Annotated in this window: 21 protein-coding genes; 13 read left to right on the top strand and 8 right to left on the bottom strand. The window is 73.4% G+C overall.

Annotated elements, in window-relative coordinates; translation table 11 throughout:
• Positions 1-56: 56 nt before the first annotated feature.
• Positions 57-902: a hypothetical protein gene (locus tag LIX60_RS09715; protein ID WP_227958080.1), complete on the top strand. Its 846-nt coding sequence runs from the start codon at positions 57-59 to the stop codon at positions 900-902.
• A 248-nt stretch (positions 903-1,150) separates the two neighbouring features.
• On the opposite strand, the gene LIX60_RS09720 is transcribed toward LIX60_RS09715, so the two are convergent.
• The 6 genes from LIX60_RS09720 to LIX60_RS09745 form a co-directional block, all read right to left on the bottom strand.
• The gene (locus tag LIX60_RS09720; RefSeq protein ID WP_227958081.1) at positions 1,151-1,672 is read right to left on the bottom strand and encodes a MarR family winged helix-turn-helix transcriptional regulator; all 522 of its coding nucleotides are present in this window, start codon (positions 1,670-1,672) and stop codon (positions 1,151-1,153) included.
• 438 nt (positions 1,673-2,110) lie between these two features.
• The gene (lon, locus tag LIX60_RS09725) at positions 2,111-4,573 is read right to left on the bottom strand and encodes an endopeptidase La (RefSeq protein ID WP_227958082.1); all 2,463 of its coding nucleotides are present in this window, start codon (positions 4,571-4,573) and stop codon (positions 2,111-2,113) included.
• Between the two features lie 185 nt (positions 4,574-4,758).
• Entirely contained in the window at positions 4,759-7,161 is a 2,403-nt protein-coding gene (locus LIX60_RS09730) for an excinuclease ABC subunit UvrA (RefSeq protein ID WP_227958083.1), read from the bottom strand.
• 49 nt (positions 7,162-7,210) lie between these two features.
• A complete protein-coding gene (locus LIX60_RS09735) occupies positions 7,211-7,627 on the bottom strand; it encodes a VOC family protein (protein WP_227958084.1) in 417 nt (138 codons plus the stop codon).
• Between the two features lie 5 nt (positions 7,628-7,632).
• Positions 7,633-8,058 (bottom strand): helix-turn-helix transcriptional regulator, encoded by a 426-nt coding sequence (locus LIX60_RS09740; RefSeq protein ID WP_043459504.1) that lies wholly within the window; start codon positions 8,056-8,058, stop codon positions 7,633-7,635.
• A 69-nt stretch (positions 8,059-8,127) separates the two neighbouring features.
• Positions 8,128-8,601: an ATP-binding protein gene (locus LIX60_RS09745; protein ID WP_227958085.1), complete on the bottom strand. Its 474-nt coding sequence runs from the start codon at positions 8,599-8,601 to the stop codon at positions 8,128-8,130.
• Positions 8,602-8,683: 82 nt separating this feature from the next.
• Here LIX60_RS09745 and LIX60_RS09750 point away from each other — a divergent pair, with 82 nt between their 5' ends.
• The 11 genes from LIX60_RS09750 to LIX60_RS09800 all read left to right on the top strand — a co-directional run bounded on the left by LIX60_RS09750 (position 8,684) and on the right by LIX60_RS09800 (position 22,189).
• Positions 8,684-9,292, top strand: a complete 609-nt coding sequence (locus LIX60_RS09750) for an RNA polymerase sigma factor (protein ID WP_227958086.1) — start codon at positions 8,684-8,686, stop codon at positions 9,290-9,292.
• The gene (locus LIX60_RS09755) at positions 9,289-10,284 is read left to right on the top strand and encodes a zf-HC2 domain-containing protein (protein WP_227958087.1); all 996 of its coding nucleotides are present in this window, start codon (positions 9,289-9,291) and stop codon (positions 10,282-10,284) included. The genes LIX60_RS09750 and LIX60_RS09755 overlap by 4 nt, the downstream gene beginning before the upstream one ends.
• Before the next feature lie 86 nt (positions 10,285-10,370).
• Positions 10,371-11,165, top strand: a complete 795-nt coding sequence (locus LIX60_RS09760; protein WP_227962693.1) for an ATP-binding cassette domain-containing protein — start codon at positions 10,371-10,373, stop codon at positions 11,163-11,165.
• On the top strand, positions 11,165-12,505 hold the full coding sequence (locus tag LIX60_RS09765) for a hypothetical protein (protein WP_227958088.1): 1,341 nt from the start codon (positions 11,165-11,167) through the stop codon (positions 12,503-12,505). Before LIX60_RS09760 ends, LIX60_RS09765 begins: the two co-directional genes overlap by 1 nt.
• A gap of 161 nt (positions 12,506-12,666) precedes the next feature.
• On the top strand, positions 12,667-13,428 hold the full coding sequence (locus LIX60_RS09770; protein ID WP_227958089.1) for a spermidine synthase: 762 nt from the start codon (positions 12,667-12,669) through the stop codon (positions 13,426-13,428).
• A gap of 92 nt (positions 13,429-13,520) precedes the next feature.
• Complete coding sequence (locus LIX60_RS09775) at positions 13,521-14,270, top strand: response regulator transcription factor (protein WP_227958090.1); 750 nt, start codon at positions 13,521-13,523, stop codon at positions 14,268-14,270.
• On the top strand, positions 14,270-15,391 hold the full coding sequence (locus LIX60_RS09780; protein WP_039822358.1) for an ATP-binding protein: 1,122 nt from the start codon (positions 14,270-14,272) through the stop codon (positions 15,389-15,391). The genes LIX60_RS09775 and LIX60_RS09780 overlap by 1 nt, the downstream gene beginning before the upstream one ends.
• A 296-nt stretch (positions 15,392-15,687) precedes the next feature.
• A complete protein-coding gene (locus tag LIX60_RS09785; RefSeq protein ID WP_227958091.1) occupies positions 15,688-19,518 on the top strand; it encodes a multifunctional oxoglutarate decarboxylase/oxoglutarate dehydrogenase thiamine pyrophosphate-binding subunit/dihydrolipoyllysine-residue succinyltransferase subunit in 3,831 nt (1,276 codons plus the stop codon).
• Between the two features lie 197 nt (positions 19,519-19,715).
• Positions 19,716-19,895, top strand: a complete 180-nt coding sequence (locus LIX60_RS09790) for a DUF6104 family protein (protein WP_019710098.1) — start codon at positions 19,716-19,718, stop codon at positions 19,893-19,895.
• Between the two features lie 181 nt (positions 19,896-20,076).
• Complete coding sequence (locus LIX60_RS09795) at positions 20,077-21,093, top strand: DUF4097 family beta strand repeat-containing protein (protein WP_227958092.1); 1,017 nt, start codon at positions 20,077-20,079, stop codon at positions 21,091-21,093.
• 1 nt (position 21,094) lies between these two features.
• Positions 21,095-22,189, top strand: coding sequence for a PadR family transcriptional regulator (locus LIX60_RS09800; protein WP_227958093.1), 1,095 nt, complete (start codon positions 21,095-21,097; stop codon positions 22,187-22,189).
• A gap of 126 nt (positions 22,190-22,315) precedes the next feature.
• On the opposite strand, the gene LIX60_RS09805 is transcribed toward LIX60_RS09800, so the two are convergent.
• Both LIX60_RS09805 and LIX60_RS09810 read right to left on the bottom strand, forming a co-directional pair.
• Entirely contained in the window at positions 22,316-23,278 is a 963-nt protein-coding gene (locus tag LIX60_RS09805) for a zinc-binding dehydrogenase (protein WP_227958094.1), read from the bottom strand.
• Positions 23,279-23,617: 339 nt separating this feature from the next.
• The gene (locus LIX60_RS09810) at positions 23,618-24,823 is read right to left on the bottom strand and encodes an NADP-dependent malic enzyme (RefSeq protein ID WP_227958095.1); all 1,206 of its coding nucleotides are present in this window, start codon (positions 24,821-24,823) and stop codon (positions 23,618-23,620) included.
• Positions 24,824-25,346: 523 nt separating this feature from the next.
• Here LIX60_RS09810 and LIX60_RS09815 point away from each other — a divergent pair.
• Positions 25,347-26,303: an ABC transporter substrate-binding protein gene (locus LIX60_RS09815; protein WP_227958096.1), complete on the top strand. Its 957-nt coding sequence runs from the start codon at positions 25,347-25,349 to the stop codon at positions 26,301-26,303.
• Positions 26,304-26,308 lie beyond the last annotated feature (5 nt).

Below are 26,308 nucleotides of genomic sequence, written 5' to 3' on the forward strand. Positions count from 1 at the left end.
CACCGCAGGTCACGGCGGCCGCGGGGGCCGGAGGCACGGTCCGGCAGACTGACCGCATGCGCATCGACCTCACCACGGAGCCGGGTGATCCCCGCATCCCCAACGAGGACTACGGATCGGTGGCCCTGCCGGCGTCCGGTGCGGGCGGTTCCCTGGTCCTGCTGGACGGCGTCACACCTCCCGAGGACGGCGGCGGATGCGTACACGGAGTGCCGTGGTTCACCGCGCGGCTCGGCGGGGCACTGCTCGAACTGTCCGTTTCGCGGCGGGATATGACCTTGCGGACGTGCCTCGCGGAGGCAATCGAACGCACCGCCGACGCCCACCGAACAGTCTGTGACCTTTCTCACGTTAAAACCCCGCAGGCGACGGTCGTGGCCGCCCGCTGGGACGAGCGGGACGTGGAGCATCTCGTGCTCTCCGACTCCGTCCTGCTCGTCGAGCGGCGGGACGGCCGGGTCACGGCGGAGCGGGACGACCGGCTGTCCCGGCTGCCGCCCCATGTGCCGGAGCTGCGCGCCGCCGTACGGGCCCTGCCGCCCGGCTCCGCCGAACGCGCCGCGCGGGCCGCCGAGTACGTCCGCGCGGTGGAGGCCCTGCGCAACGCGGAGGGCGGTTTCTACACGGCCGCCGCCGACCCGTCGGTCGCCTCCCGGGCCGTGACCGGCGCCGTACCGCGCGCGGACGTGCGCTCGCTGACGGCCCTGACGGACGGCGCGGGGCGCTGGGTCGAGGTCTTCCGCGAGGGCACCTGGGCCGACTGCCCCGCGCTGCTCCGCGCGGAGGGGACGGGCGGCCTGGTGCGGCGGGTACGGACGGCGGAGGCGGCGGACCCGGGGGGCAGCGCCTTCCCGCGCGGCAAGCGGCACGACGACGCGACGGCGGTCTACGCGGAGTTCTAGGGCGGGACGCGGGCGCCGGCGCGTGCGCCGGGGTGCGCGGGCGCGGGCGGTCCGGAGGAGTCTCCCCGGAGGCGGGCCCTCGGCCGCTGCCCTCAACCGGCCTGCCCTGCCCGGATGTTTGAGGAGACGGCGGACGCGGAAGAATGTCCGGCCCGCCGGAGCCGCGCCCCTCCGGGCCCGGCCCCGGAACCAGCCCCGGGTCCGGGCCGGGCCCGGCTGCCCCGGACCCCGGCCGCCCGGCCGCCGGTTCAGTCCTCCGCGCCGCCCAGCCCGTTCAACCGGTGCAGCAGGCGGGCGAGTTCGGCGATCTCCGCCCGGTCCCAGCTCCGCAGCTTGCGGGCGTAGCGCTCGCGCCGGGCGCGGCGCACCGCGGAGAAGCGGCCGGCGCCCTCCTCGGTCAGGGTCACCAGCGAGGCGCGTCCGTCGGCCGGGTCCGGCCGGCGGGAGACGATGCCGAGCTCCTCCAGGGCGCGGAGCTGGCGGCTCATGGTGGCCTTGCCGACCCCGAAGTACGCGGCGAGGGCGGTGGCCCGCTGCTCCCCCGCCTCCGCCAGCCGCACCAGCAGCCCGTACGCGGCGGGCTCCAGATCGGGGTGGACCTCGCGGGCCACCTCGCCGGAGGAGGCGCGGGCCCGGCGCAGGAAGACGGACAACTCCCTTTCCAGGGCCAGAAAAGCGCTGTCCCCGGGCTCGTCGGGGGTGGTGTCCGGCTCCGGGGGTTCTCCGGCCCTTCCGGTCCGGGGGACGTCTCCGGCTTCGGTCCGGCGCATGGTCTGGGTCCTCCCGGCTTTCCGGTCCCGTCGTTTCCGGGGCGGAATTCGCTTTCGGCGGTCGCGTGGCGTCCGCGGTGCCCCACCAGTATTTCGCAGGATCGGCCCGGGGACAGCAACCGGCCCGCGTCCCGGGCCTTCTTCCCGCGAAGACCGGCGAAACCGCGGGGGGCCTTTCCCGCACGGCCGGATCCGTACCCACCGCGCGCCCCACCCCTCCGTCGCGGCTCGCGCACGGTGGTGCCGCCGCGAGACCGCGCGCCCCTTTCCGTGCCCGAGCGCCCCCGGACGCGCGTCCGCCCCCGTGCCGCACGCACGACAGCGCGTGCGGCGCGTACGGCACGGGGGCGGACGGTGACGGGCGGAGCCGGGAGCGGACGCCCGCCCCTCCCGGAGCACGCGGACCGCCGGCCCGCCACCCGTCACCCCACCCGCCGGTCAGACGGCCAGCGGCAGTTCCGGCTCGCTTCCCGCCGGCCCGTCCCCGGCCCGCTCCGTGCCCGCCGGCTCCAGGGCCAGCCGCAGCACCTGCCGGACGTCGGAGACCGGGTGCACCTCCAGCTTCTGCAGCACCTCGGCGGGGACGTCGTCCAGATCGGCCTCGTTCCGCTTGGGGATGACGACCGTGGTGATCCCCGCCCGGTGCGCGGCGAGCAGCTTCTGCTTGACGCCGCCGACCGGCAGCACCCGTCCCGTGAGCGACACCTCGCCGGTCATCGCCACGTCGGGGCGCACCCGGCGGCCGGACAGCAGGGAGGCGAGTGCCGTCGTCATGGTGACACCGGCGCTGGGCCCGTCCTTCGGCACGGCGCCGGCCGGGACGTGCAGGTGCACGCCGCGGTCGTTGAAGTCGCCCACGGGCAGCTCCAGTCCGGCACCCCGGCTGCGCAGGAAGGAGAGCGCGATCTGCGCGGACTCCTTCATCACGTCGCCGAGCTGGCCGGTGATCTGGAGCCCAGTGGCCCCGGTCTCCCGGTCGGCGAGCGAGGCCTCGACGTAGAGGACGTCGCCGCCCGCGCCCGTGACGGCCAGTCCGGTCGCCACCCCGGGCACGGCGGTGCGCCGCTCTTCCGGGTCCTGCGCGGACTCGGGGACGTGGTGCGGCCGGCCGAGGTACCGGCGCAGGTCGTCCGGGCCGAGGGTGACGGGGAGTTCCAGCTCGCCGAGTTCGTGTTGCGCGGCGGCCTTGCGGAGCAGCCGGGCGACGGCGCGCTCCAGATTCCGCACCCCGGCCTCGCGGGTGTACTCGCCGGCCAGCCTGCGCAGCGCGCCCTCCTCCAGGACGACCTCGCCCTCGGCCAGGCCGGCTCGTTCGAGCTGCCGGGCGAGCAGGTGGTCGCGGGCGATGGTGACCTTCTCGTCCTCGGTGTAGCCGTCGAGCCGGACGAGTTCCATCCGGTCGAGCAGCGCCTCGGGGATGGCCTCCAGAACGTTGGCGGTGGCGAGGAAGACCACGTCGGAGAGGTCGAGTTCGACCTCCAGGTAGTGGTCGCGGAAGGTGTGGTTCTGCGCCGGGTCGAGCACTTCCAGCAGGGCCGCGGCCGGGTCGCCGCGGAAGTCGGAGCCGACCTTGTCGATCTCGTCGAGGAGGACGACGGGGTTCATGGAGCCGGCTTCCTTCACCGCCCGCACGATGCGTCCGGGCAGCGCGCCGACGTAGGTGCGCCGGTGGCCGCGGATCTCCGCCTCGTCGCGGACGCCGCCGAGCGCCACCCGGACGAACTTCCGCCCCATCGCGCGGGCGACGGACTCGCCCAGCGACGTCTTTCCGACGCCGGGAGGGCCGACCAGCGCCAGGACGGCGCCGCCGCGGCGCCCGCCGACCACCCCGAGGCCGCGCTCGGCACGGCGCTTGCGCACCGCGAGGTACTCGGTGATGCGCTCCTTGACGTCCGCCAGCCCGGCGTGGTCGGCGTCGAGGACGGCCTTGGCGCCCGGGATGTCGTAGGCGTCCTCGGTGTGCTCGTTCCAGGGCATCTCCAGGACGGTGTCGAGCCAGGTCCGGATCCAGCTTCCCTCCGGGCTCTGGTCGGAGGCGCGTTCGAGCTTGTCGACCTCCTTGAGCGCCGCCTCGCGCACCTTCTCCGGCAGGTCGGCGGCCTCGACCCGGGCGCGGTAGTCGCCGGACTCGTCCTCCGGCTCGCCGTTGAGCTCGCGGAGCTCCTTGCGGACGGCCTCCAGCTGGCGGCGGAGGAGGAACTCGCGCTGCTGCTTGTCGACGCCCTCCTGGACGTCCTTGGCGATGGACTCGGCGACATCCTGCTCGGCCAGATGTTCGCTCAGCCACTTCACGGCGAGCTTGAGCCGGGCCACCGGGTCGGTGGTCTCCAGCAGTTCGACGCGCTGCTCGGCGGTGAGGAACGGCGAGTAGCCGGAGTTGTCGGCGAGCTGGCCGGCGTCGTCGATCTGCTGGACGCGGTCCACGACCTGCCAGGCGCCGCGCTTGCGGAGCCAGCTGGCGGCGAGGGCCTTGTACTCCTTCATCAGCTCGGTGACGGCACCGGGCACCGGGTCGGGCCCGGGTTCGTCGGCCGGGCGGCCCTCGACCCAGAGCGCGGCCCCCGGGCCGGTGGTGCCGGCGCCGATCCGCACCCGGCTCACACCGCGGATGAGCGCGCCGGGGTCACCGCCGGAGAGCCGGCCGACCTGTTCGACGGTGCCGAGCGTGCCGACGGCGGCGTAGGTGCCGTCGATCCGCGGCACCAGCAGCACCTGCGGCTTGCCGCCGCTCTCCCCGTTTCCCCCGTTCCCCCCGCCGCTTCCCGCGGCGGCCTGCGCGGCTTCCACCGCGGCCCGGACCTCCGCGTCGGACAGGTCCAGCGGCACCACCATGCCGGGCAGAACCACCTCGTCGTCGAGAGGCAGCACCGGCAGGGTGAGTGACGTAGACGTCGAAGCCATGATCTCCCCTTCGGCAGGCAAGTTGAGCTGTAAAGACTCAATGTCTCTGCCGCCCCGGGTGTTCCCCCGCCCACGTTCGCTCCCAGCGAACACCCCTTGCCCGTCGCGCGGGAGCGGCCCGGCGAGAGCCCGGCGGACGGCCCTGTGCCCGTCCGCGAGGTTCCCGCCGGGCCGCGCTCCCCCGGTCAGGCGCCGACGTAGGCCGCGAGGTGCTCGCCGGTGAGGGTGGAGCGGGCGGCGACGAGGTCGGCGGGCGTGCCCTCGAAGACGACGCGCCCGCCGTCGTGGCCGGCGCCCGGGCCGAGGTCGATGATCCAGTCCGCGTGCGCCATGACCGCCTGGTGGTGCTCGATGACGACGACCGACTTGCCGGAGTCGACGAGCCGGTCGAGCAGGCCGAGCAGGTGCTCGACATCGGCGAGATGCAGGCCGGTGGTGGGCTCGTCGAGGACGTAGACGCCGCCCTTCTCGCCCATCTGGCTCGCCAGTTTGAGCCGCTGCCGCTCGCCGCCGGAGAGCGTCGTGAGCGGCTGGCCGAGGGTGAGGTAACCGAGCCCCACGTCGCCCAGCCGGCCGAGGACGCGCTGCGCCGCCGGCGTGCGCGCGTCCCCCGAGGCGAAGAACTCCCCGGCCTCGGCCACCGACATGGCGAGCACCTCGCTGATGTCGCGGCCGCCGAGGCGGTACTCCAGCACCGGGGCCTGGAACCGCTTCCCCTCGCACTCCTCGCAGACGGTGGCGACGCCCGCCATCATCGCCAGGTCGGTGTAGATGACGCCGGCACCGTTGCAGTTCGGGCAGGCCCCCTCGGAGTTGGGGCTGAACAGCGCCGGTTTCACACCGTTGGCCTTGGCGAACGCCTTGCGGACCGGGTCGAGCAGCCCCGTGTACGTCGCCGGGTTGCTCCGCCGCGAACCGCGGATCGGCGTCTGGTCCACCGAGACCACGCCGTGAGCGGCGCCCGCCGGGCCGGCCACCAGGGACCCGTGCACGAGCGAACTCTTGCCCGACCCGGCGACGCCGGTGACGACGCAGAGCACACCGAGCGGGATGTCGACGTCCACGTTCCGCAGGTTGTTCGCGTCGGCGCCGCGCACCTCCAGCGCTCCCGCCGGGGTCCGCACCGACGGCTTCAGGGAGGCCCGGTCGTCCAGATGCCGCCCGGTCAGCGTGCCGCCGGCCCGCAGCCCCTCGACGCCGCCCTCGTAGCAGACCGTGCCGCCCGCCGCGCCGGCGCCGGGGCCGAGGTCGACGACATGGTCGGCGATCGCGATCGTCTCCGGCTTGTGCTCCACGACGAGCACCGTGTTGCCCTTGTCCCGCAGCCGCAGCAGCAGGTCGTTCATCCGCTGGATGTCGTGGGGGTGCATGCCGATGGTGGGCTCGTCGAAGACGTAGGTGACGTCGGTCAGCGAGGACCCGAGATGGCGGACCATCTTGACGCGCTGCGCCTCGCCGCCCGACAGCGTGCCCGACGACCGGTCGAGCGAGAGATAGCCGAGGCCGATCTCCGTGAACGAGTCGAGCGTCCGCCCCAGCGCGGTGAGCAGCGGCGCCACCGACCGCTCGCGGAGGCCGCGGACCCACCCGGCCAAATCGCTGATCTGCATCGCGCACGCGTCGGCGATGCTCACCCCGCCGATCCGCGAGGACCGGGCCGCCTCGCTGAGCCGGGTGCCGCCGCACTCGGGGCAGGCGGTGAAGGTGACCGCCCGGTCCACGAACGCCCTGATGTGCGGCTGCATCGCCTCCCGGTCCTTGGACAGGAACGACTTCCGGATCTTCGGGAGCAGCCCCTCGTACGTGAGGCTGCCGCCCTCGACCTTCACCTTGACCGGCTCGTGGTGGAGGAAGTCGCGCATCTCCTTCTCGGTGTAGTCGCGGATCGGCTTGTCCGGGTCGAGGAAGCCCGACTCGGCGTAGAGGCGCACCGTCCACCAGCTGTCCGACTTCCAGCCCGGGATGGTGAACGCGCCCTCGGAGATCGACTTGGAGTCGTCGTAGAGCTGGGTCAGGTCGATATCGGTGACCGTGCCCCGGCCCTCGCAGCGCGGGCACATGCCGCCGGTGCGGGTGAAGGTCGCCTTCACCGCCTTCTTGTTGCCCCGCTCCACGGTGATCGCCCCGCTCGCCCGGACCGAGGGAACGTTGAAGGCATACGCGCCGGGCGGGCCGATGTGCGGCTCCCCCAGCCGGCTGAAGAGGATGCGGAGCATCGCGCCGGCGTCCGTGACGGTGCCGACCGTGGAGCGGGGGTCCGCCCCCAGGCGCTGCTGGTCGACGATGATCGCCGTCGTCAGCCCGTCGAGCACGTCGACCTCGGGGCGCGCCAGGTTCGGCATGAAGCCCTGCACGAACGCGCTGTAGGTCTCGTTGATCAGCCGCTGCGACTCCGCGGCGATCGTGCCGAACACCAGCGAACTCTTGCCCGAGCCGGAGACACCGGTGAACACCGTCAGCCGGCGCTTGGGGATCTCGATGCCGACGTCCTTGAGGTTGTTCTCGCGGGCGCCGTGGACCCGGATCACGTCGTGGCTGTCGGCGGCGTGCGCCGGCGGCCGCGGGTCCGTCCTCCCGGCCGTGCTCATCGTCGCTCCCTCTCGTCCGGGCGCAGGTGCGGGATCACGCGAACGGAACTCACGGCTTGCGGGGCTGGTTGAAGCGCAGCATGTTGCCGGAGGGGTCGCGGAAAGCACAGTCGCGGACCCCGTAGGGCTGGTCGATCGGCTCCTGGAGCACCTCGCCGCCCGCGGCGCGGATGTGCTCGAAGGTGGCGTCGCAGTCGTCGGTGCTGAAGATGACCCCGCGCAGCAGGCCCTTCGCCAGCAGCTCCGCCATGACCTGCTGGTCGGCGGGCGAGGCGTTCGGATGGGCGAGGGCCGGTTCGAGAACGATGTTCACATCCGGCTGGGACGGCGCGCCGACGCTCACCCAGCGCATGCCCTCGAAGCTGACGTCGTTCCGCACCTCCAGACCGAGCACGTCCCGGTAGAAGGCGAGCGCCTTGTCGTGGTCGTCGACGGCGATGAAGCACTGTGAAAGCTTGATGTCCATGCCCGTCACGCTACGGGCGGTGCGGCGCCTTTCGCTTCTCCATTCCTGACCGGTCGCGTATGGATTTTGGCGATGCAGGCCGGGATGGCGGCACCCTCGTCATGGGGGCGGGCCCGGTACGCGCTCGGGCTCTCGCCGACCAGCTCGGTGAACCGCGAGCTGAACGATCCCAGCGAGGTGCAGCCGACCGCGAAGCAGACCTCCGTCACGGACAGGTCCCCCCGGCGCAGCAGCGCCTTGGCCCGCTCGATCCGGCGCGTCATCAGATAGCTGTAGGGCGTCTCCCCGAAGGCGGCCCGGAAGCTGCGGGAGAAGTGGCCGGGCGACATGAGCGCGGTGCGCGCCAGCGCCGGCACGTCGAGCGGCTTCGCGTAGTCGCGGTCCATCCGGTCACGGGCCCGGCGCAGCCGGACGAGATCCTCCAACGTCACGGGACCACCCTCCCACGGAGCGGGCAGCGGTCAGTGGGCAGCGGTCAGCGGTCAGCGGTCAGCGGGCTCCTAGAGGGTGCCGGCTCTGAGCACCGGGCGGCACAGCGTGAACCAGACGACCTTGCCGCCGACCGCCGGGTGCCCCTTCTCCAGATCGAGGATGCCCCAGTCGTCCGCGATCAGGGAGAGCAGCAGCAGACCGCGGCCGCTCTCGCTCTGCGGTCCGGCGATGACGGGCGCCGGACGGCTCGGCGAGGTGTCCCAGACGCTGACGCGCAGCGTCCCCTCGCGCCACTTGAGCCGGACGGCGGTCTGGCCGTCGGAGTAGCGGAAGGCGTTGGTGGCCAGCTCGGAGGTGAGCAGCTCGGCCCGGTCCGCGAGATCCCCCAGCCCGTGTTCGGCGAGCACCGTACGGACGGTGGAGCGCGCTATGCGCGGGCCCCTGGGGTCGTGCGGCAGCTGCAGGGAGTACTCCCAGTCCTCGGGAGGCTCGTGCGGAACGCGGTGGACATGAGCGAGGGGGGCGACGGTTTTGGCACTCATGGATATCTCCTGTCCGTATTGCTCGCCGGGGAACCTTCGCCTGCCCGTGAACCGGGAGTGAACGCGGGCGCGATAGAGGAGTGTGAGACCGTTCCGCCCCGTGGGGGCCGACCCGAGCGACGCCGAACTGCTGCGCGCGGTCGCGGCCGGCGACGCCCAGGCGCTCGCCGAACTGTACGACCGCCATGCCGGCTGGCTGCACGCCCGGCTGGCGCGGCGCTGCGCCGATCCCGAGACCGTCCGCGAGGTGCTGCAGGACACCTTCGTCACCGTCTGGCGGTCCGCCGCCGGACACCGGGGTGGCGAGGCGGGGGGCTGGCTCTGGGTGATCGCCGCCCGCCGCCTGGTGGACGCCCGGCGCGCGCAGGCCCGTACCGCCGAGGTGCAGGAGGCGCACGCGCGGCGGGAGCACGGCGCCGCCCGCGCCGTCGCGCCGTCGGCGGAGGAACGCGTGCTGTCCGGCGTGGAGTTCGGGGACCTGGGCACCGCACTCGACGGGCTCTCCTCCGAACTGCGGGACGTCCTTCGCGCCACCGTGGTGGACGGTCTGTCCACCCGCCAGGCGGCCGGGCTGCTCGGCATACCGGAGGGCACCGTCAAGACCCGGGCCCTGCGCGCACGCCGCGAACTGCGGGAGGCCCTCTCCCGGCTGGGCGTCCGCTCCCCCGATTCCGTAGGAGGTGCCGTATGAGCCGCGACGCCGCAGGGCACGTGGAGCCGGGCCGGGCGTCCGCCTACACGGACGGAACGCTCCCCGAGCCCGAGGCATGGGCACTGGAGACGCATGTGGAGATCTGCTCCCCCTGCGCGCGGCTGGTCTCCGCGGCGGCCCGCTCCGGTCGCGCCGGGCCGGCCCTCCGCGAGGTGCGGGCAGGGGTGCTGGCGGCGGTCCTCGCCGGTGCGGCGGAGAACGTCCACGGACCGGCCCCTGCTGCCGCGGTTCCGGCGTCCGCGGACCGGAAAGCCACCCGGAGGGCCACGGAGACGACGGCGGCCGCCGGGGAAGGCCGTCCGGGGCGCCCCTCCGCCATGACCCGGTTCCTCTGGTCGGCCCGGTCCGCCGGCCCCGCGCTCGGACGCTCCTGGCTGCTGTCCCTGGTCCTCGTCACGGCCGCCGCGGTGCTGCTCGCACGGCTGTCCGGCACCGCAGCCGGCCGGCCGCTGCTGCTGGCGGTCGCGCCCCTGCTGCCGGTGGCCGGGGTCGCCGCCTCGTACGGCCGGCACGCCGATCCGCTGTACGAGGCCGTCGCCGCGACCCCCGCTGCCGGGCTGCGGCTGCTGCTGGTGCGCACCGGCTGGGTTCTCGCGGTGTGCGTTCCGCTGCTCACCGCGGCCGGGCTGCTGATGCCGGAACCGGACGGCGGCCCCGGCGCGTACGCCTGGCTGCTCCCGGGACTGACGCTGACCCTGCTGACCCTGCTGGTGGCCTCCTGTTGCGGCTGCCTGCACGCCGCCACCGGCACCGGCACCGCCTGGCTGCTGCTCCTGGTCTCCACGGGAGCGGCGGCCGCCCCCGGTACGGCGGGCCGGGCCGGCCCCGCTGATCCGGCCGCACTGCTGACCACGTCCCTCGGCGCACTCTCCGGCCCACCCGCACAGAGCGCCTGGGCAGCCGCCGGCGTCCTGTGCGGCGGGCTGCTGGTCCTGCGCCGCACCTCCTTCGACCGTCTGGAGCGACTGTGACCACCTCGTCCGACCCGGCGCCCGCCCCCACCGGGCGGGGCCCGGCCGACCGGGACCCCGCGGACCCCCGGCCCTCCGCCCGGGGCCTGGCCGTCCGGGGCCTGACCGTCCGCCACCGCCGCACGACCGCGCTGGACGGGGTGGACCTCGCCCTCGGCACCGGCGTGCACGGCCTGCTCGGCCCGAACGGAGCGGGGAAGACCTCGCTGCTGCGGGTGCTCGCCACCGTCGCCCGCCCGGCCGCCGGAGAGATCCGCCTGCTCGGTCTCACCCCGGGCACGCACCGCGAGCGGACGGAGATCCGGCGCCGGCTGGGCTACCTGCCACAGGAGTTCGGCCACTACCCGTCCTTCACGGTGCGCGACACGCTGGGCTATTTCGCCTGGCTGAAGGAGCTGCCCGGCGCGAAGGCACCCGCCGCCGTCGAACGGGCGGCCGAGCTCGTGGGGCTCGGGCCCTCCCTCGACCGGAAACTGGGCACCCTCTCCGGCGGCGCGGTCCGCCGGGTCGGCATCGCCCAGGCCGTCCTCGGCGGACCCGAGCTGCTGCTCCTCGACGAACCGACGGCCGGCCTGGACCCGGAGCGCCGGGTGGAGTTCCGGGCCCTCCTGCGCGAACTGGGCCGCGACACGACCGTGCTGGTCTCCACGCATCTCGTCGAGGACGTCGGCCCGGCCTGCGCGGAGGTGACGCTGCTGGAGTCCGGCCGCGTCGCGTTCCGGGGCACACCGGAGGAACTGGTCGCCTGCGCGGACACGGACACCGGCGCGCCCGGCGACAACCCCCTGGAACGCGGCTACACCAGCGCGCTGCGACGCCACCGGCGCGAGTGCGGGACGGACAACCGCGGCACGCGGAACACGCGGAAGGCGGCGCTCTGATGTCCCCCGCACCCCCCATGACGGACGGCGCCCCGGACACCGCGGCCCCCGCGAAGCAGACCCGAGCCACCCCGCGCACCTCCCCCGCGCTCGCCGTTCTCCGCACGGAGAGCCTGCGCGGCATCGCGCCGTGGACCTTCGCCGTCTGCCTCGCGGCCCTGCTGATCGCCGTGCTCGGCGGACACGACCGGTACCGGGCGGACTGGCCGGCCATGGCCCAGTACCTGCGCACCCTGCACATCCTGCTGGGCCCCCTGGTGGCGGCCGCCGCCTGCTGGGAGGCCGGGCGGGAGCGGCGCCGGAACACGGCCGAGTGGGCCGGATCGACGCCCCGGCCGACGCTGCACCGGCTGACCGCCGGTCTGCTCCCGGTGTGGCTGGCGGCCGTGGCCGCCTATCTCGTCACCTGGGCGGTCGTGACCGCGCTCACCTGGCCGAACGCCTCCGCGTACGGGCATCCGCAGCTCGGTCCCGTGATCGCGGACCTGGCCGCGGTGGCGGCCTTCGCCGCGGGCGGGCATCTCCTCGGCCGGTACATCCCGTGGTGGTCCTTGGCCCCCCTGGTCGCGGTGGCCGGCTACGCCGTACTGGGCCTGTGGAACGTACCGGCGAGCAGCGGCGTCGCGCAGCTGCTGCCGGCCTCGTTCGACCCCCGGGAGGGCCACGCGCTCGCCGGGTGGGCGAACGCGGCACAGACGGCCTGGTTCGCCGGGCTGGCCGCGGCCCTGCTGCTGGCCGCCGGGGCGCGCCGGAAGTGGCTGGTGGCGCTGCCGCTGGCGGTGGCGGTCGCCGGGGCGGTGCCCCTGCTCCAGCAGCCCGGCAAGGTGTGGGTGTACGACCGGGCCGCCGCCGCGCTCGTCTGCGAAGGGGAGCGCCCGCAGATCTGTATGCGCCGGGCGCACGAGGGCATGCGCGAGCGGGTGGCCGGCCCTGTCCGCTGGGCGTACGGCCTGACCGCGGGGGCGCCGGGCACGCCCGCACGGTTCGAGGAGAGCGCGCCGGGCGGCCGCTCCCCCGGCGGTCCGCCCGCCGTGGAGGTGCGCATCGTCCACCGCGGCGACCTCGGAAGCGACCGGCGGCTCGGCTACTTCCAGCGCGACGCCGTCCTCCAGTCCCTGCTCTCCTGGGACTGCCGGAGCGAGCACACCCGCCCCGAGTGGGCCCACGAGGTGCTGCGGTGGGCGCACGGCCAGTGGCCCGGCGCCATGGACGACCCCCTGCTCGACACCCCCGTGGTGAAGGCCCTGGACGCGATGAACCGCGCGCAGCGCGCGGCCTGGTTCGCCGACTGGTTCGCCGCCGCCCGGGCCTGCGACCCGGACCGCGTCACCCGGCCGTAGCGGCGGGGGAAAGTCCGGGCGGACCGGCCGGCGGGGTCACTACCCTGGGCGGCGCCTCCCGCCGGCCCGCCCCGCGCGCCGCGCGGGAAGCGCCGCCCGCCGCCCGCCCGCCGTCCCGGCTTCCCGCACCGGGGCGCTCCGAGAAGGACCCGGTCCGCCCCATGCAGCCCGCACCGCCCCCGTCGTCACCGTCCCCGTCGTCGCCCTCGCCGTCCCCGTCGTCGCCGTCCCCGTCGTCCACGCCGCCGGACGGGGAGCCCGTGGTCGTCGAGCGGCGGAGCGGCCCGTACGGCGAGGTGGTGCTGCGGCGGCGCGGCGGGCGGTACGAGATCATCGCCAACGGCTGCTTCCTCATGGACACCTCCGACGGCCGCTCCGAGCGGCTGCTCGTCGACGCGGCCCTGGCGGCGCTCCCCGCGGACCGGCCGCGCCCCTCCGTGCTGATCGGCGGTCTCGGTGTCGGTTTCTCGCTGGCCCGGGCCGCCGCCGAGCCGCGCTGGGGGCGGATCGCGGTCGTGGAGCGGGAGGAGGCGGTGATCGGCTGGCACCGCTCCGGGCCGCTGGCCGCGGTGTCCGGCCCGGCACTGGCCGACCCCCGGACGGAGATCGTCCACGCCGATCTCGTCCGGCACCTCCGCGCCGCGCCGCGCGGGGAGACCTTCGACGCGCTCTGCCTGGACATCGACAACGGGCCCGACTGGACCGTCACCGAGGGCAACGACAGCCTCTACACCCCGGACGGTCTGGCCGCCTGCCGGGCCCGGCTGACCCCGGGCGGCGTGCTCGCCGTCTGGTCCGCCCGGCCCTCCGCCGCTTTCGAACAGGCCTTGCGGAATGCCGGGTTCCTCAGGGTACGGACGGAAGAGATCCCGGTTGCCCGGGGCGTACCGGACGCCGTGCATCTCGCCGTCGGTCCTGCGTAGCCGCGCCCCTCGCCCTGCCTTTACGCTGCTAGCCAGCACGCGCCGCGGCAGACACGGGGCACCAGGCACGGGGACAGCAGGGGCAGACCGAAATGGACCAGATACAGAACGGCGTGGGCGGCACCGCGGGCGCCACCACCGGCAACCAGCGCCGGATCCTCGTCGTCGAGGACGACACGACCATCCTGGACGCGATCTCCGTGCGGCTGCGCGCCGAGGGCTTCCAGGTACAGACCGCGCACGACGGGCCCTCCGCCGTGGAGACCGCGCAGACGTGGCAGCCCGACCTGCTCGTCCTCGACGTCATGCTGCCGGGCTTCGACGGGCTGGAGGTCTGCCGCCGGGTCCAGGCACAGCGCCCGGTCCCGGTGCTGATGCTGACCGCGCGCGACGACGAGACCGACATGCTCGTGGGCCTCGGCGTCGGCGCCGACGACTACATGACCAAACCCTTCTCGATGCGCGAACTGGCGGCCCGCGTGCATGTCCTGCTGCGCCGCGTGGAGCGGGCCTCGCTCGCCGCGCACACCCCGCGCAGCGGCATCCTCCGCCTCGGCGAGCTGGAGATCGACAACGCGCAGCGGCGGGTGCGGGTGCACGGCGAGGACGTCCACCTCACCCCGACCGAGTTCGACCTGCTCGTCTGCCTGGCCGCCACCCCCCGCGCCGTGCTCTCCCGGGAGCAGCTGCTGGCCGAGGTCTGGGACTGGGCGGACGCCTCCGGCACCCGCACCGTCGACAGCCACATCAAGGCGCTGCGCCGGAAGATCGGCGCCGAGCGGATCCGCACGGTCCACGGCGTCGGCTACGCGCTCGAGACCCCGGCCGCCCCCGCGCCGTGATCAGCCGCCCGCCCGGGCCGGCGAAGCCCGGCCTCTGGGCGCGCTTCTGGGAGAGCCTGCGCCCGCTGGACCCGTACCGTTCGGTGAAGGCGGCGCTCGGCGCGCTGGTCATCAGCTCGGTGACGATCACCACGCTGCTGGTGGTGATGGCCCTCAACACGGCCACCGAGCTGCGCATCGTCACGATCTTCTCGATCATCGCCACCATGCTGATCACCCAGTTCGTGGCGCACGGGCTGACCGCCCCGCTGGACGAGATGAAGACCGTCGCCCGCGCCATGGCCAACGGCGACTACAGCCGCCGGGTCCGCGAGCACCGCCGCGACGAACTGGGTGAGCTGGCGCGGACGTTCAACCACATGGCGGCCGATCTGGAGGCCGTGGACCGGCACCGCAAGGAGCTGGTGGCCAATGTCTCGCACGAGCTGCGCACCCCCATCGCGGGGCTGCGGGCGGTGCTGGAGAACGTCGTCGACGGGGTCTCGGAGGCCGATCCGGAGACCATGCGGATGGCCCTCGGGCAGACCGAGCGGCTCGGCCGGCTGGTGGAGACGCTGCTCGATCTCTCGCGCATCGACAACGGCGTGGTCCCGCTGCACGCCCGGCGCTTCGAGGTCTGGCCGTATCTCTCCGGGATCATCAAGGAGGCCGGCATCGCCAACGCGGCGCGCGGCCGGGCCGCCACCACGGGCCTGCCGGGCCGGGCGGACGTCCATCTCCATCTGGACGTCTCACCGCCGGAGCTGACCGGGTACGCGGACGCCGAGCGGCTGCACCAGGTGGTGGCCAACCTCGTCGACAACGCGATCAAGCACAGCCCCCCGCAGGGCCGGGTCACGCTGCGCGCGCGCCACGGCGAGGAGCCGGGGAGCGTGGTGCTGGAGGTGCTGGACGAGGGGCCGGGCATCCCGGAGCCGGAGCGGGCCCGGATCTTCGAGCGCTTCAACCGCGGCCGCGTCTCGACCCCGCACGGCCCCGGCAGCGACGGCGGCACGGGGCTCGGGCTGGCCATCGCCCGCTGGGCGGTGGATCTTCACGGCGGCTCGATCGGCGTGGCCGAGTCACCCCGCGGCTGCCGCATAAAGGTCACTCTCCCGGGCAGCCGTCAAGGGCAGGGTTGACGTAGGGTGCGGAAGCGGAAGCGCCCGTTCGGATGGGATGCCCACGGCATCCCGGCCCGCGGCGCGCGGCCGGAGGTCGCGGCAGCGGGAGGCCGTCGCCGCCCGGCGGCGATCCCCGGGACCCCGCACCGACGCGAAACCTGGGGATTTTCCCGCCGCGCGCTGCCCCGAAACCAGTCGGTCAGTGTGACTTGCGCGACGACTGACCAGCCCGGCCTGCACCGGACGCGGTAAGAGGCGTAGCCTTTATTTCCGCTGTCCACCACCTTAGGAAGCGGAAGAGGGCGGTAGCCGCCGTGTCGCCACAGTCCCCCAACACTTCGAGCGTCTCGACCGACCGGGACGGACGGGGTCACAACCCCGCAGCCGCCTTCGGTCCCAACGAGTGGCTCGTCGACGAGATCTACCAGCAGTACCTCCAGGACCCGAACTCGGTCGACCGAGCCTGGTGGGACTTCTTCGCCGACTACAAGCCGGGAGCCGACACCGGGTCGGCAGCGGCCGCCCCGGCCAGGCCCGCCCCGGCAGCGAACGGCGAGGCGGCATCCGCGCCGCCGGCCGCACCCGCACCGGCCCGGGCCACCGCGCCCGCGGCGCAGCCGAAGCCGGCCGCCGAGCCCGCCGGGCGGAAGCCCGCCGAGCGGAAGGCGGCGCCCGCCCCCGCGGCGAAGGCCCCGGCCGAGCCGGCGGCCAAGCCCGCCGAGGCGCCCGCGAAGAAGGCACCGGCCAAGGCCGCGGCCGAACCCGCGGCGCCCGCCGAGGGGCCGGAGTACGTCACGCTGCGCGGCCCGTCGGCCGCCGTGGCGAAGAACATGAACGCCTCGCTGGAACTGCCGACGGCCACCTCCGTCCGCGCGGTCCCGGTGAAGCTGCTGTTCGACAACCGCATCGTCATCAACAACCACCTGAAGCGGGCCCGGGGCGGGAAGGTCTCCTTCACGCACCTCATCGGCTACGCCATGGTGCAGGCGCTCAAGGCCATGCCCTCGATGAACTACTCGTTCACCGAGAAGGACGGCAAGCCGACGCTGGTCAAGCCCGACCACGTCAACCTGGGCCTGGCCATCGACCTGGTGAAGCCGAACGGCGACCGCCAGCTCGTCGTCGCGGCGATCAAGAAGGCCGAGACGCTCAGCTTCTTCGAGTTCTGGCAGGCGTACGAGGACATCGTCCGCCGCGCCCGCGCGAACAAGCTGACGATGGAGGACTTCACCGGCGTCACCGCCTCCCTCACCAACCCCGGCGGCATCGGCACCGTGCACTCCGTGCCGCGGCTGATGCCCGGTCAGGGCCTGATCCTCGGTGTCGGCGCCATGGAGTACCCGGCGGAGTTCCAGGGCACCTCCCAGGACACGCTCAACAAGCTCGGCATCTCCAAGGTCATGACGCTCACGAGCACCTATGACCACCGCGTGATCCAGGGGGCCGCCTCCGGCGAGTTCCTGCGGATCATGAACCAGCTGCTGCTCGGCGAGAACGACTTCTACGACGAGGTCTTCAAGTCGCTGCGCATCCCCTACGAGCCGGTCCGCTGGCTCCGCGACATCGACGTCTCGCACGACGACGACGTCACCAAGGCGGCCCGGGTCTTCGACCTGATCCACGCCTACCGGGTGCGCGGCCACGTCATGGCCGACACCGACCCGCTGGAGTACATGCAGCGCAAGCACCCCGACCTGGACATCATCGAGCACGGCCTCACCCTGTGGGACCTGGAGCGCGAGTTCGCCGTCGGCGGCTTCGCGGGCCGCTCGATGATGAAGCTCCGGGACATCCTCGGCGTGCTCCGGGACTCGTACTGCCGCACCACCGGCATCGAGTTCATGCACATCCAGGATCCCAAGGAGCGCAAGTGGATCCAGGACCGCGTGGAGCGCGGCCACGACCACCCGGAGCGCGAGGAGCAGCTGCGCATCCTGCGCCGGCTCAACGCCGCCGAGGCGTTCGAGACGTTCCTGCAGACCAAGTACGTCGGCCAGAAGCGCTTCTCGCTGGAGGGCGGCGAGTCCGTCATCCCGCTGCTGGACGCGGTGCTCGACTCGGCCGCCGAGTCGCGGCTGGACGAGGTCGTCATCGGCATGGCCCACCGCGGCCGGCTGAACGTCCTGGCCAACATCGTCGGCAAGTCCTACGCGCAGATCTTCCGGGAGTTCGAGGGCAACCTCGACCCGAAGTCGATGCACGGTTCCGGCGACGTGAAGTACCACCTGGGCGCCGAGGGCACCTTCACCGGCCTGGACGGTGAGCAGATCAAGGTCTCGCTCGCCGCCAACCCCTCGCACCTGGAGGCCGTCGACCCGATCGTCGAGGGCATCGCCCGCGCCAAGCAGGACATCATCGGCAAGGGCGGCACGGACTTCACCGTCCTCCCCGTCCAGCTCCACGGCGACGCGGCCTTCGCCGGCCAGGGCGTCGTGGCGGAGACGCTCAACATGTCCCAGCTGCGGGGCTACCGCACCGGCGGCACCCTGCACATCGTCATCAACAACCAGGTCGGCTTCACCGCCGCGCCGGAGTCGGCCCGCTCCTCCATGTACGCCACCGACGTGGCCCGCATGATCGAGGCGCCGATCTTCCATGTGAACGGTGACGACCCGGAGGCCGTGGTCCGCGTCGCGCGGCTCGCCTTCGAGTTCCGCCAGGCGTTCAACAAGGACGTCGTGATCGACCTGATCTGCTACCGGCGCCGCGGCCACAACGAGTCCGACAACCCGGGCTTCACCCAGCCGCTGATGTACGACCTGATCGACAAGAAGCGCTCGGTGCGCAAGCTCTACACCGAGTCGCTGATCGGCCGGGGCGACATCACCGTCGAGGAGGCCGAGCAGGCGCTCCAGGATTACCAGGGCCAGCTGGAGAAGGTCTTCACCGAGGTCCGCGACGCCACCGCGGCACCGATGGCCCCCGAGGTCCCGGAGCCGCAGGCCGAGTTCCCGGTGAAGGTTGACACCGCGATCTCGAACGAGGTCGTCAAGCGCATCGCCGAGTCGCAGACCAACATCCCCGACCGGATCACCGTCCACCCGCGGCTGATGCCGCAGCTCCAGCGCCGCGCGGCGCAGGTCGAGGACGGCACGATCGACTGGGGCATGGGCGAGACCCTGGCCATCGGCTCGCTGCTGATGGAGGGCACCCCGGTCCGCCTCGCGGGCCAGGACTCCCGCCGCGGCACCTTCGGCCAGCGGCACGCGGTTCTCGTCGACCGGGAGACCGGCGACGACTACACCCCGCTGCTGTACCTGTCGGAGGACCAGGCCCGCTACAACGTCTACGACTCGCTGCTCAGCGAGTACGCGGCGATGGGCTTCGAGTACGGCTACTCGCTGGCCCGCCCGGACGCCCTGGTGATGTGGGAGGCGCAGTTCGGCGACTTCGTCAACGGCGCGCAGACCATCGTGGACGAGTTCATCTCCTCCGCCGAGCAGAAGTGGGGCCAGACCTCCGGCGTCACCCTGCTGCTGCCGCACGGCTACGAGGGCCAGGGCCCGGACCACTCCTCGGCCCGGATCGAGCGCTTCCTCCAGCTCTGCGCGCAGAACAGCATGACGGTCGCCATGCCCACCCTGCCGTCGAACTACTTCCACCTGCTGCGCTGGCAAGTGCACAACCCGCACCACAAGCCGCTGATCGTCTTCACCCCGAAGTCGATGCTCCGGCTGAAGGCGGCGGCGTCGAAGGCGGAGGAGTTCACCACCGGCGGCTTCCGCCCGGTGATCGGCGACGACACGGTGGACGCGGCGGCCGTCCGCAAGGTCGTCTTCTGCTCCGGCAAGGTCTACTACGACCTGCTCGCCGAGCGGGAGAAGCGCGGTGCCCACGACACCGCCCTGGTCCGGCTGGAGCGGCTCTACCCGCTGCCCGGCAAGGAGCTCCAGGCGGAGATCTCCCGCTACACCAGCACCGAGAAGTACATCTGGGCGCAGGAGGAGCCGGCGAACCAGGGCGCGTGGCCCTTCATCGCCCTCAACCTGATCGACCACCTCGACCTCTCGGTCGGCGCGGGCCTCCCGCCCGCCGAGCGGCTGCGCCGGATCTCCCGGCCGCACTCCTCCTCCCCGGCGGTCGGCTCGGCCAAGCGCCACCAGGCGGAGCAGCAGCAGCTCGTCAACGAGGTGTTCGACGCCTGATCCGGCACCTTCCCGCCGGACACGGCAGCACGGCCAACGGGCCGGGCCCCCACCCCCGCGGTGGGGGCCCGGCCCGTTCCGCGCCGGTGCCCCGTCCGCCCGTGCCACCCGGGTTTTCCGGGGCCGCGGAGGCCCCTCCTCCGAGCGGGAATATCCTGGCCCCGCCCCATCCACCGATCGTCCTGGCGGAGCGCACGTTGTATTTCACCGACCGCGGTATCGAGGAGCTGGAGAACCGGCGCGGCGAGGAGGAGGTCCCGCTGTCCTGGGTGGCCGAGCGGCTCCGGGAGTTCGTCGACCTCAACCCGGACTTCGAGGTGCCGGTGGACCGCCTGGCCACCTGGCTGGCCCGCCTCGACGACGAGGACGACGAGTAGCCGGTACGGAGACTGGCCGGCTCACCCCGCACTCCCTCCGCGCCGTGCCGCGCCATGCCGCACCGTGCCGCACCGGCCGGCCCCGCCTGTTGACTTCCCCCATCCGCGATATATCGTGTCTCCCGGCAGACGCGATATGTTGCGTGCTGCCGTCCGCCCGGAGGAAGGTCAGGTCAGGCCCATGCCAGCCCGGTCCCAGTGGTCCGTCACCGAGGCGCGCAAGTTCGTCCTCGACGCACCCGTCACCGCCGTCCACGTCCGCGTGGTGGGCGGCAACGTCAACATCGTGGGAACGGAGGGCCGCGGCCCGGCCCGGCTCCACATCGACGAACTGCACGGACCACCGCTCACCGTCGTCCACGAGGACTCCACCCTGACCATCGCCTACGACGACCTGCCCTGGCAGGGCTTCCTCCAGTGGCTCGACCGCAAGGGCCGGGACCGCGAGGTCACCGTCTCGGTGACCGTCCCGGCCGGCAGCCGGGTCAAGGTCGGCACGGTCGGCGCGGGCACCGTCGTCTCCGGGGTCTCCGGCGGTACGGATCTCCGGGGCGTCTCCGGGGACAGCACCCTCGCCGGGCTGAGCGGCCCGGTCCGCGCCGAGACCGTCTCCGGCCGCGTCGAGGCGCAGGCCGTCACCGGCGATCTGCGCTTCAACTCGGTCTCCGGCGACCTCACCGTCATCGAGGGCTCCGGCCGCTCCGTACGCGCCGACACAGTCAGCGGCAACATGGTCATCGACCTCGCCACCGCCGGCTGGGAGACGGACGTCCGGCTGAACACCGTCTCCGGCGAGGTCGCCGTCCGGCTCCCGCGGCGCGCCGACACCACGGTCGAGGCGCACACCGCCGGCGGAGCCGTCTCCTGCGCCTTCGACGATCTCGGCATCGACGGCCACTGGGGCGCCAAGAAGATCAGCGGCCGGCTCGGCGACGGCGGCGGCAGGCTGAGGGTCACCAGTGTCACCGGCGCCATAGCGCTGCTCCGCCGCCCTCCGGGAGCCGAGGAGGACCCGGTCCCGGCCCGGGTCCGGCCGCCCCGGCGCGGCCCGGGAACGGACCCGCGCGGCGGGCCGGGAAACGCGGCCGGCGCCGCGGAGGAGGCACCCGGCCCGGACGCGGCGGACACCACGGACTCCGCGGACACCACGGACCGCGTGGACTCCGCGCACACCGCGGACGACAAGAAGGTGCTCTGACATGCCCCCCGTCTTCGCCCACGGCCGGCTCCGCCTCTATCTGCTCAAGCTGCTGGACGAGGCACCGCGCCACGGCTACGAGGTGATCCGGCTCCTGGAGGAGCGTTTCCAGGGCCTCTACGCGCCGTCCGCCGGCACCGTCTACCCGCGCCTCGCCAAGCTGGAGAGCGAGGGCCTGGTCAGCCACGCCACCGAGGGCGGCCGCAAGGTCTACACCCTCACCGAGGCCGGACGGGACGAACTCATCGCACGCCAGGCCGAGCTGGCGGATCTGGAGCGCGAGATCCGGGAGTCCGTGGCGGTCCTGGCCGCCGAGATCCGCGAGGACGTCCGGGGCTCCGCCAGCGAGCTGCGCCGCGAGATGCGCGCGGCGGCCGAGCGGGCCCGCACGGCCCGCACCTCCGGCACCGCCCGCGCGCACCGCGGCGCGTACGGCAGCGGCGGTTCCGGTGACCCCGGCGACGGCGACGGGGGCGGGGGCGCCCGGCGGCAGGCCAAGGACGAAACCCGCCGCGCCAAGGAACGGCAGGCGCACCGCGCCGCGCAGGAGAGCCGCCGCGCCGAGCGGAAAGCCCGGCGGACCGGCGGGCAGGCCCGGGACGCCCAGGAGGCCGTCGTGGAGGAGATCCAACGGCTCGCCCGCCGCCTCCAGGACCAGACGCAGGAGCACATCCGCACCGGCGACTGGCAGCGCGCGGTACGGGAGGGCTTCGCGGAGATCACCCGGGAGGTCAACCGCTTCTCGGGCGGCCCCGGAGGCCGGACGGGCGCCGGCACGGGCCCGGAGACGAGCACGGAGACGAGCACGGACACCGGTACGGACACGGAGACCGGCACGGACACGGAGACCGGCGCCCGTACCGGGACCGCGCCCGGCACCGCCCCGCCGGAGCCCGAGTGGGCCCGTGAGACCCCGGAACCCTCCGGGGACCCCGTACGCGCCCTGGAACGGCTGCTGGACCGCTTCCGCGACGACATCCGCGACGCGGCGCGCGACCACGGCGTGACGGAGGAACAGCTCCGGGAGGCCCGCCGCCACCTCTCCACGGCGGCCGCCCACATCGGCGTCGTGCTGCGCGACCCGGACCGCCCCTGACCGGCGCGGCCGGACGGACGACACGGCGGCGGCCCCCTCCGGACTCCCGGAGAGGGCCGCCGCCGTACGCGCCCGGAAGCCGCACAGGGCCGGCCGGTCCGGGTCCCGGAGGACCGGGCCGGCGCGTCACACGGTGAGCACGATCTTGCCGAAGAGGTCGCCGCCCGCCATCTTCTCGAAGCCCTCCCGCGCCCGGTCCAGCGGCAGCACGGAGTCGATCACGGGCCGCACCCCGGCGCCGGCGCAGAAACTGAGCAGGTCCTCCAGCTCGTCCTTGCTCCCCATGGTGGAGCCGACGACCTTGAGCTCCAGGAAGAAGATCCGGTTCAGCTCGGCGCTCTTCGGGTTCGGCCCGCTGGTCGCGCCGGAGATCACCAGAGTGCCGCCCGGCTTCAGCGACTTGACGGAGTGCGACCAGGTGGCGGCGCCCACCGTCTCCATCACCGCGTCCACCCGCTCCGGCAGCCGCGCCCCGGGCTCGTACGCCTCGTAGGCGCCCAGCTCCACCGCCCGCCGCCGCTTGGCCTCGTCACGGCTGGTGGCGTACACCCGCAGCCCGGCCGCGCGGCCGAGGACGATCGCGGCCGTGGCCACACCGCCGCCGGCGCCCTGGACGAGGACCGCGTCACCGGGCCGGACACCGGCGTTGGTGAAGAGCATCCGGTACGCGGTCAGCCAGGCGGTCGGCAGACAGGCCGCCTCCTCGAAGCTGAGCTCCTTCGGCTTGGGCAGCACGTTCCAGGCGGGGACGGTGACCTGCTCGGCGAAGGTGCCCTGGTAGCGCTCGGTGAGGATGGAGCGCGGCTCCTTGGGGCCCACGCCGTGGCCGCTCTGGCCGATGACGGAGTGGATCACCACCTCGTTGCCGTCCTCGTCGGTCCCGGCCGCGTCACAGCCGAGGATCATGGGGAGCGCTTCCTCACCGAGACCGACACCGCGCAGGGACCACAGGTCGTGGTGGTTGAGCGAGGCGGCCTTGACGTTGACGGTCGTCCAGCCGGAACGGGCCGTGGGCGCGGGGCGCTCACCCAGTTCCAGTCCGTTGAGCGGCTGGTCACGGTCGATACGAGCTGCGTAGGCGGCGAACATGATCCGACCCTAGATCGCCGGGACGAGCCCGCGGAACCACGCACGGGTGTGACGCGCGCCGCGTGCCCCGGCCGGCGGCCCCGGCGCCTCCCCCGTTGCCCCCGCGCCCCCCGCCCGAGGAAACGGGTGGGCAGCCAGGGGCGGCCGGGAGGGCAGTATTCGCGGCCGCGCGCTGCACGGGAGACCGGGCCCGCGGGAGCCGTGCGCAGCACGGGAGCCGTCCGCGGACACACCGGCGCCGTGGCACCACCCCCGAGGCGGCACCACGGCACAGAGGTCCGGACCCGGCACGGCCAGCCCGGGCGGATCGGGGCAGCGGCCGGGCGGGCCCGGACGGGCTCAGCGCCGGGCGACGCCCTCGGCCCGGGCCGCCGCGGCCACCGCCGCCGTCACGGCGGGGGCGACCCGCTCATCGAACGGCGAGGGGATCACGCAGTCGGCGCTGAGCTCGTCCGCGACCACCGCGGCCAGCGCCTCGGCCGCCGCGAGCTTCATGCCCTCGGTGATCCGCGTGGCCCGCACCTGGAGGGCGCCGGAGAAGATCCCGGGGAAGGCCAGGACGTTGTTGATCTGGTTCGGGTAGTCGGAGCGCCCGGTGGCCACCACGGCCGCGTACTTGTGCGCGACGTCCGGGTGGATCTCCGGGTCCGGGTTGGCCATGGCGAAGATCATGGCGTTCGCGGCCATCTTGGAGACCGCCGCCTCCGCCACGGTGCCGCCGGAGACTCCGATGAAGACGTCCGCGCCGTCGAGCGCGGACTCCAGCGAACCGGTCAGCCCCGCCTTGTTGGTGAAGCCGGCCACGTCCCGCTTGACGTCGGTCAGGTCGTCGCGGTCCGCCGAGACGATGCCCTTGCGGTCGCAGACCGCCACATCGCCGATGCCCGCCTCGATGAGGATCTTCGCGATGGCGACGCCCGCGGCGCCGGCACCGGAGATGACCGCCCGCAGCTGCCCGAGCGACCGGCCGGTGAGCTTCGCGGCGTTGCGCAGGGCGGCGAGGGTGACGATGGCCGTGCCGTGCTGGTCGTCGTGGAAGACGGGGATGTCCAGGCGCTCCTGGAGCCTGCGCTCCACCTCGAAGCAGCGGGGTGCGGAGATGTCCTCCAGGTTGATCCCGCCGAAGGAGGGGGCCAGCCGGACGACGGTGTCGACGATCTCGTCCACGTCGCGGCAGTCCAGGGCGATGGGCACCGCGTCCACGCCGCCGAACTGCTTGAACAGGATGGCCTTGCCCTCCATCACGGGCAGCGAGGCCGCCGGGCCGATGTCGCCGAGCCCGAGCACCGCGCTGCCGTCGGTGACGACCGCCACGACCTGCGACTTCCAGGTGTAGTCGTACACCAGCTCCGGCTGCTCGGCGATGGCGCTGCACACCTTGGCGACGCCGGGCGTGTAGGCGAGGGACAGATCGTCCCGGTCGCGCACGGGCACGGTCGCCTGCACGGCCATCTTGCCGCCGCGGTGCAGGGCGAAGGCCGGATCGAAGGGCTCTTCACCGTCCGTGTCGCTGTCGCTGCGAGGATTCACGATCTCCGCTGCCACTGTTCTGACCCCTTAATTCTGAAAAGTGTTGAGGGTTGCCGCGCCGGGTTGAGGCGCGAGCGGGCACCGCGTCCGCGGTCCCGGACGGCGGTTGGCCGTCCCCGCGGCCTGAGCCGCGCTGGGGGAGTTACGGACGCCGGGCGCGCCGCACACGCGCCCTGAGCCCCGGGTGAGGGGTGTAAGGGTCTTTTCTACCGGACGAGCGGTTGCTCATACGAGTGACTTCCCTTGCATCTGGGCTCGGCACGATACGTCGTCAAGCCCAAATCAAGCCGTTCACCAGCGCTTTTACCGGCCGGGGAGGGAAACCGTGATGCCGGTCTCGTTCGGGGCGTACGGCGGTGGCGTGTTCGGCCGTGTTCGTTCCGTACGCAAAGGGGATTGCCCGTTATCCGATTTTGACACGACCGCGGACTGTCCTGCTCCGTCCGGATGGCAAGATGCCCTAATCAGCCAGGGTCGCGCCGCTCGCAGGAGTGCGTCCGGCCGCAGTTCCATCCCTCACTCGCAGGAGGATCCCACCATGACCGCTTCCCCCACCCGCCGCCCGGCCGCCCGCAGGTCACGGACAGCCGCCGTCGGCGCGATAGCGGTCGCCGGCGCCCTGCTGCTGACCGCCTGCGGCGACCAGACCGACGGTGCGGACGGCGGCGACACGGGCGACAAGAAGACCAAGGGATCCGAGGCCCCGCTCTTCGACCAGCTCCCCAAGGAGATCCAGGACAAGGGCGTCATCAAGGTCGGCTCGGACATCGCCTACGCCCCGGTCGAGTTCTACGACGACAAGGACCAGGTCGCGGGGATCGACCCGGACCTCGCCGAGGCGCTCGGCAAGCAGCTCGGCGTCGAGTTCGAGTTCGAGAACGGCACCTTCGACGGCCTGATCACCGGTCTCAACTCGGGCCGCCACGACATCATCATGTCGGCGATGACGGACACCAAGGAGCGGCAGGAGGGCAAGGACGGCGACAAGAAGGTCGGCGACGGCGCCGACTTCGTCGACTACTTCCGGGCCGGCTCCTCCATCCTCGTCAAGAAGGGCAACCCGGAGGACATCAAGTCCCTCGACGACCTCTGCGGCAAGACCGTGGCCCTCCAGCGCGGCACCGCCAACGAGGACCTCGCCAAGGCGCAGAGCGAGAAGTGCGACAAGCCGATCAAGGTGCTCGCCTTCGAGAAGGACACCGAGGCGCTGCTGCAGGTCAAGCAGGGCCGCGCCGTCGCGGACATCAACGACTTCCCGGTGGCCGCGTACAACGCCAAGACCTCCGGCGGCGGCAAGGACTTCGAGGTCGTCGGCGAGCAGATCGACGCCGCCCCGTACGGCATCGCCGTGAGCAAGAAGAACACCGAGCTCCGCGACGCGATCAAGGCCGCCGTCGACGCCGTCATCGAGAACGGCGAGTACGAGAAGGTCCTGGAGAAGTGGGAAGTCACCAACGGCGCGGTGGACGAGGCGACCGTCAACGGCGGCAAGTGATCCGC

The sequence above is a fragment of the Streptomyces sp. S07_1.15 genome (genome assembly GCF_020739505.1).
GTDB classification, from domain to species: domain Bacteria; phylum Actinomycetota; class Actinomycetes; order Streptomycetales; family Streptomycetaceae; genus Streptomyces; species Streptomyces xinghaiensis.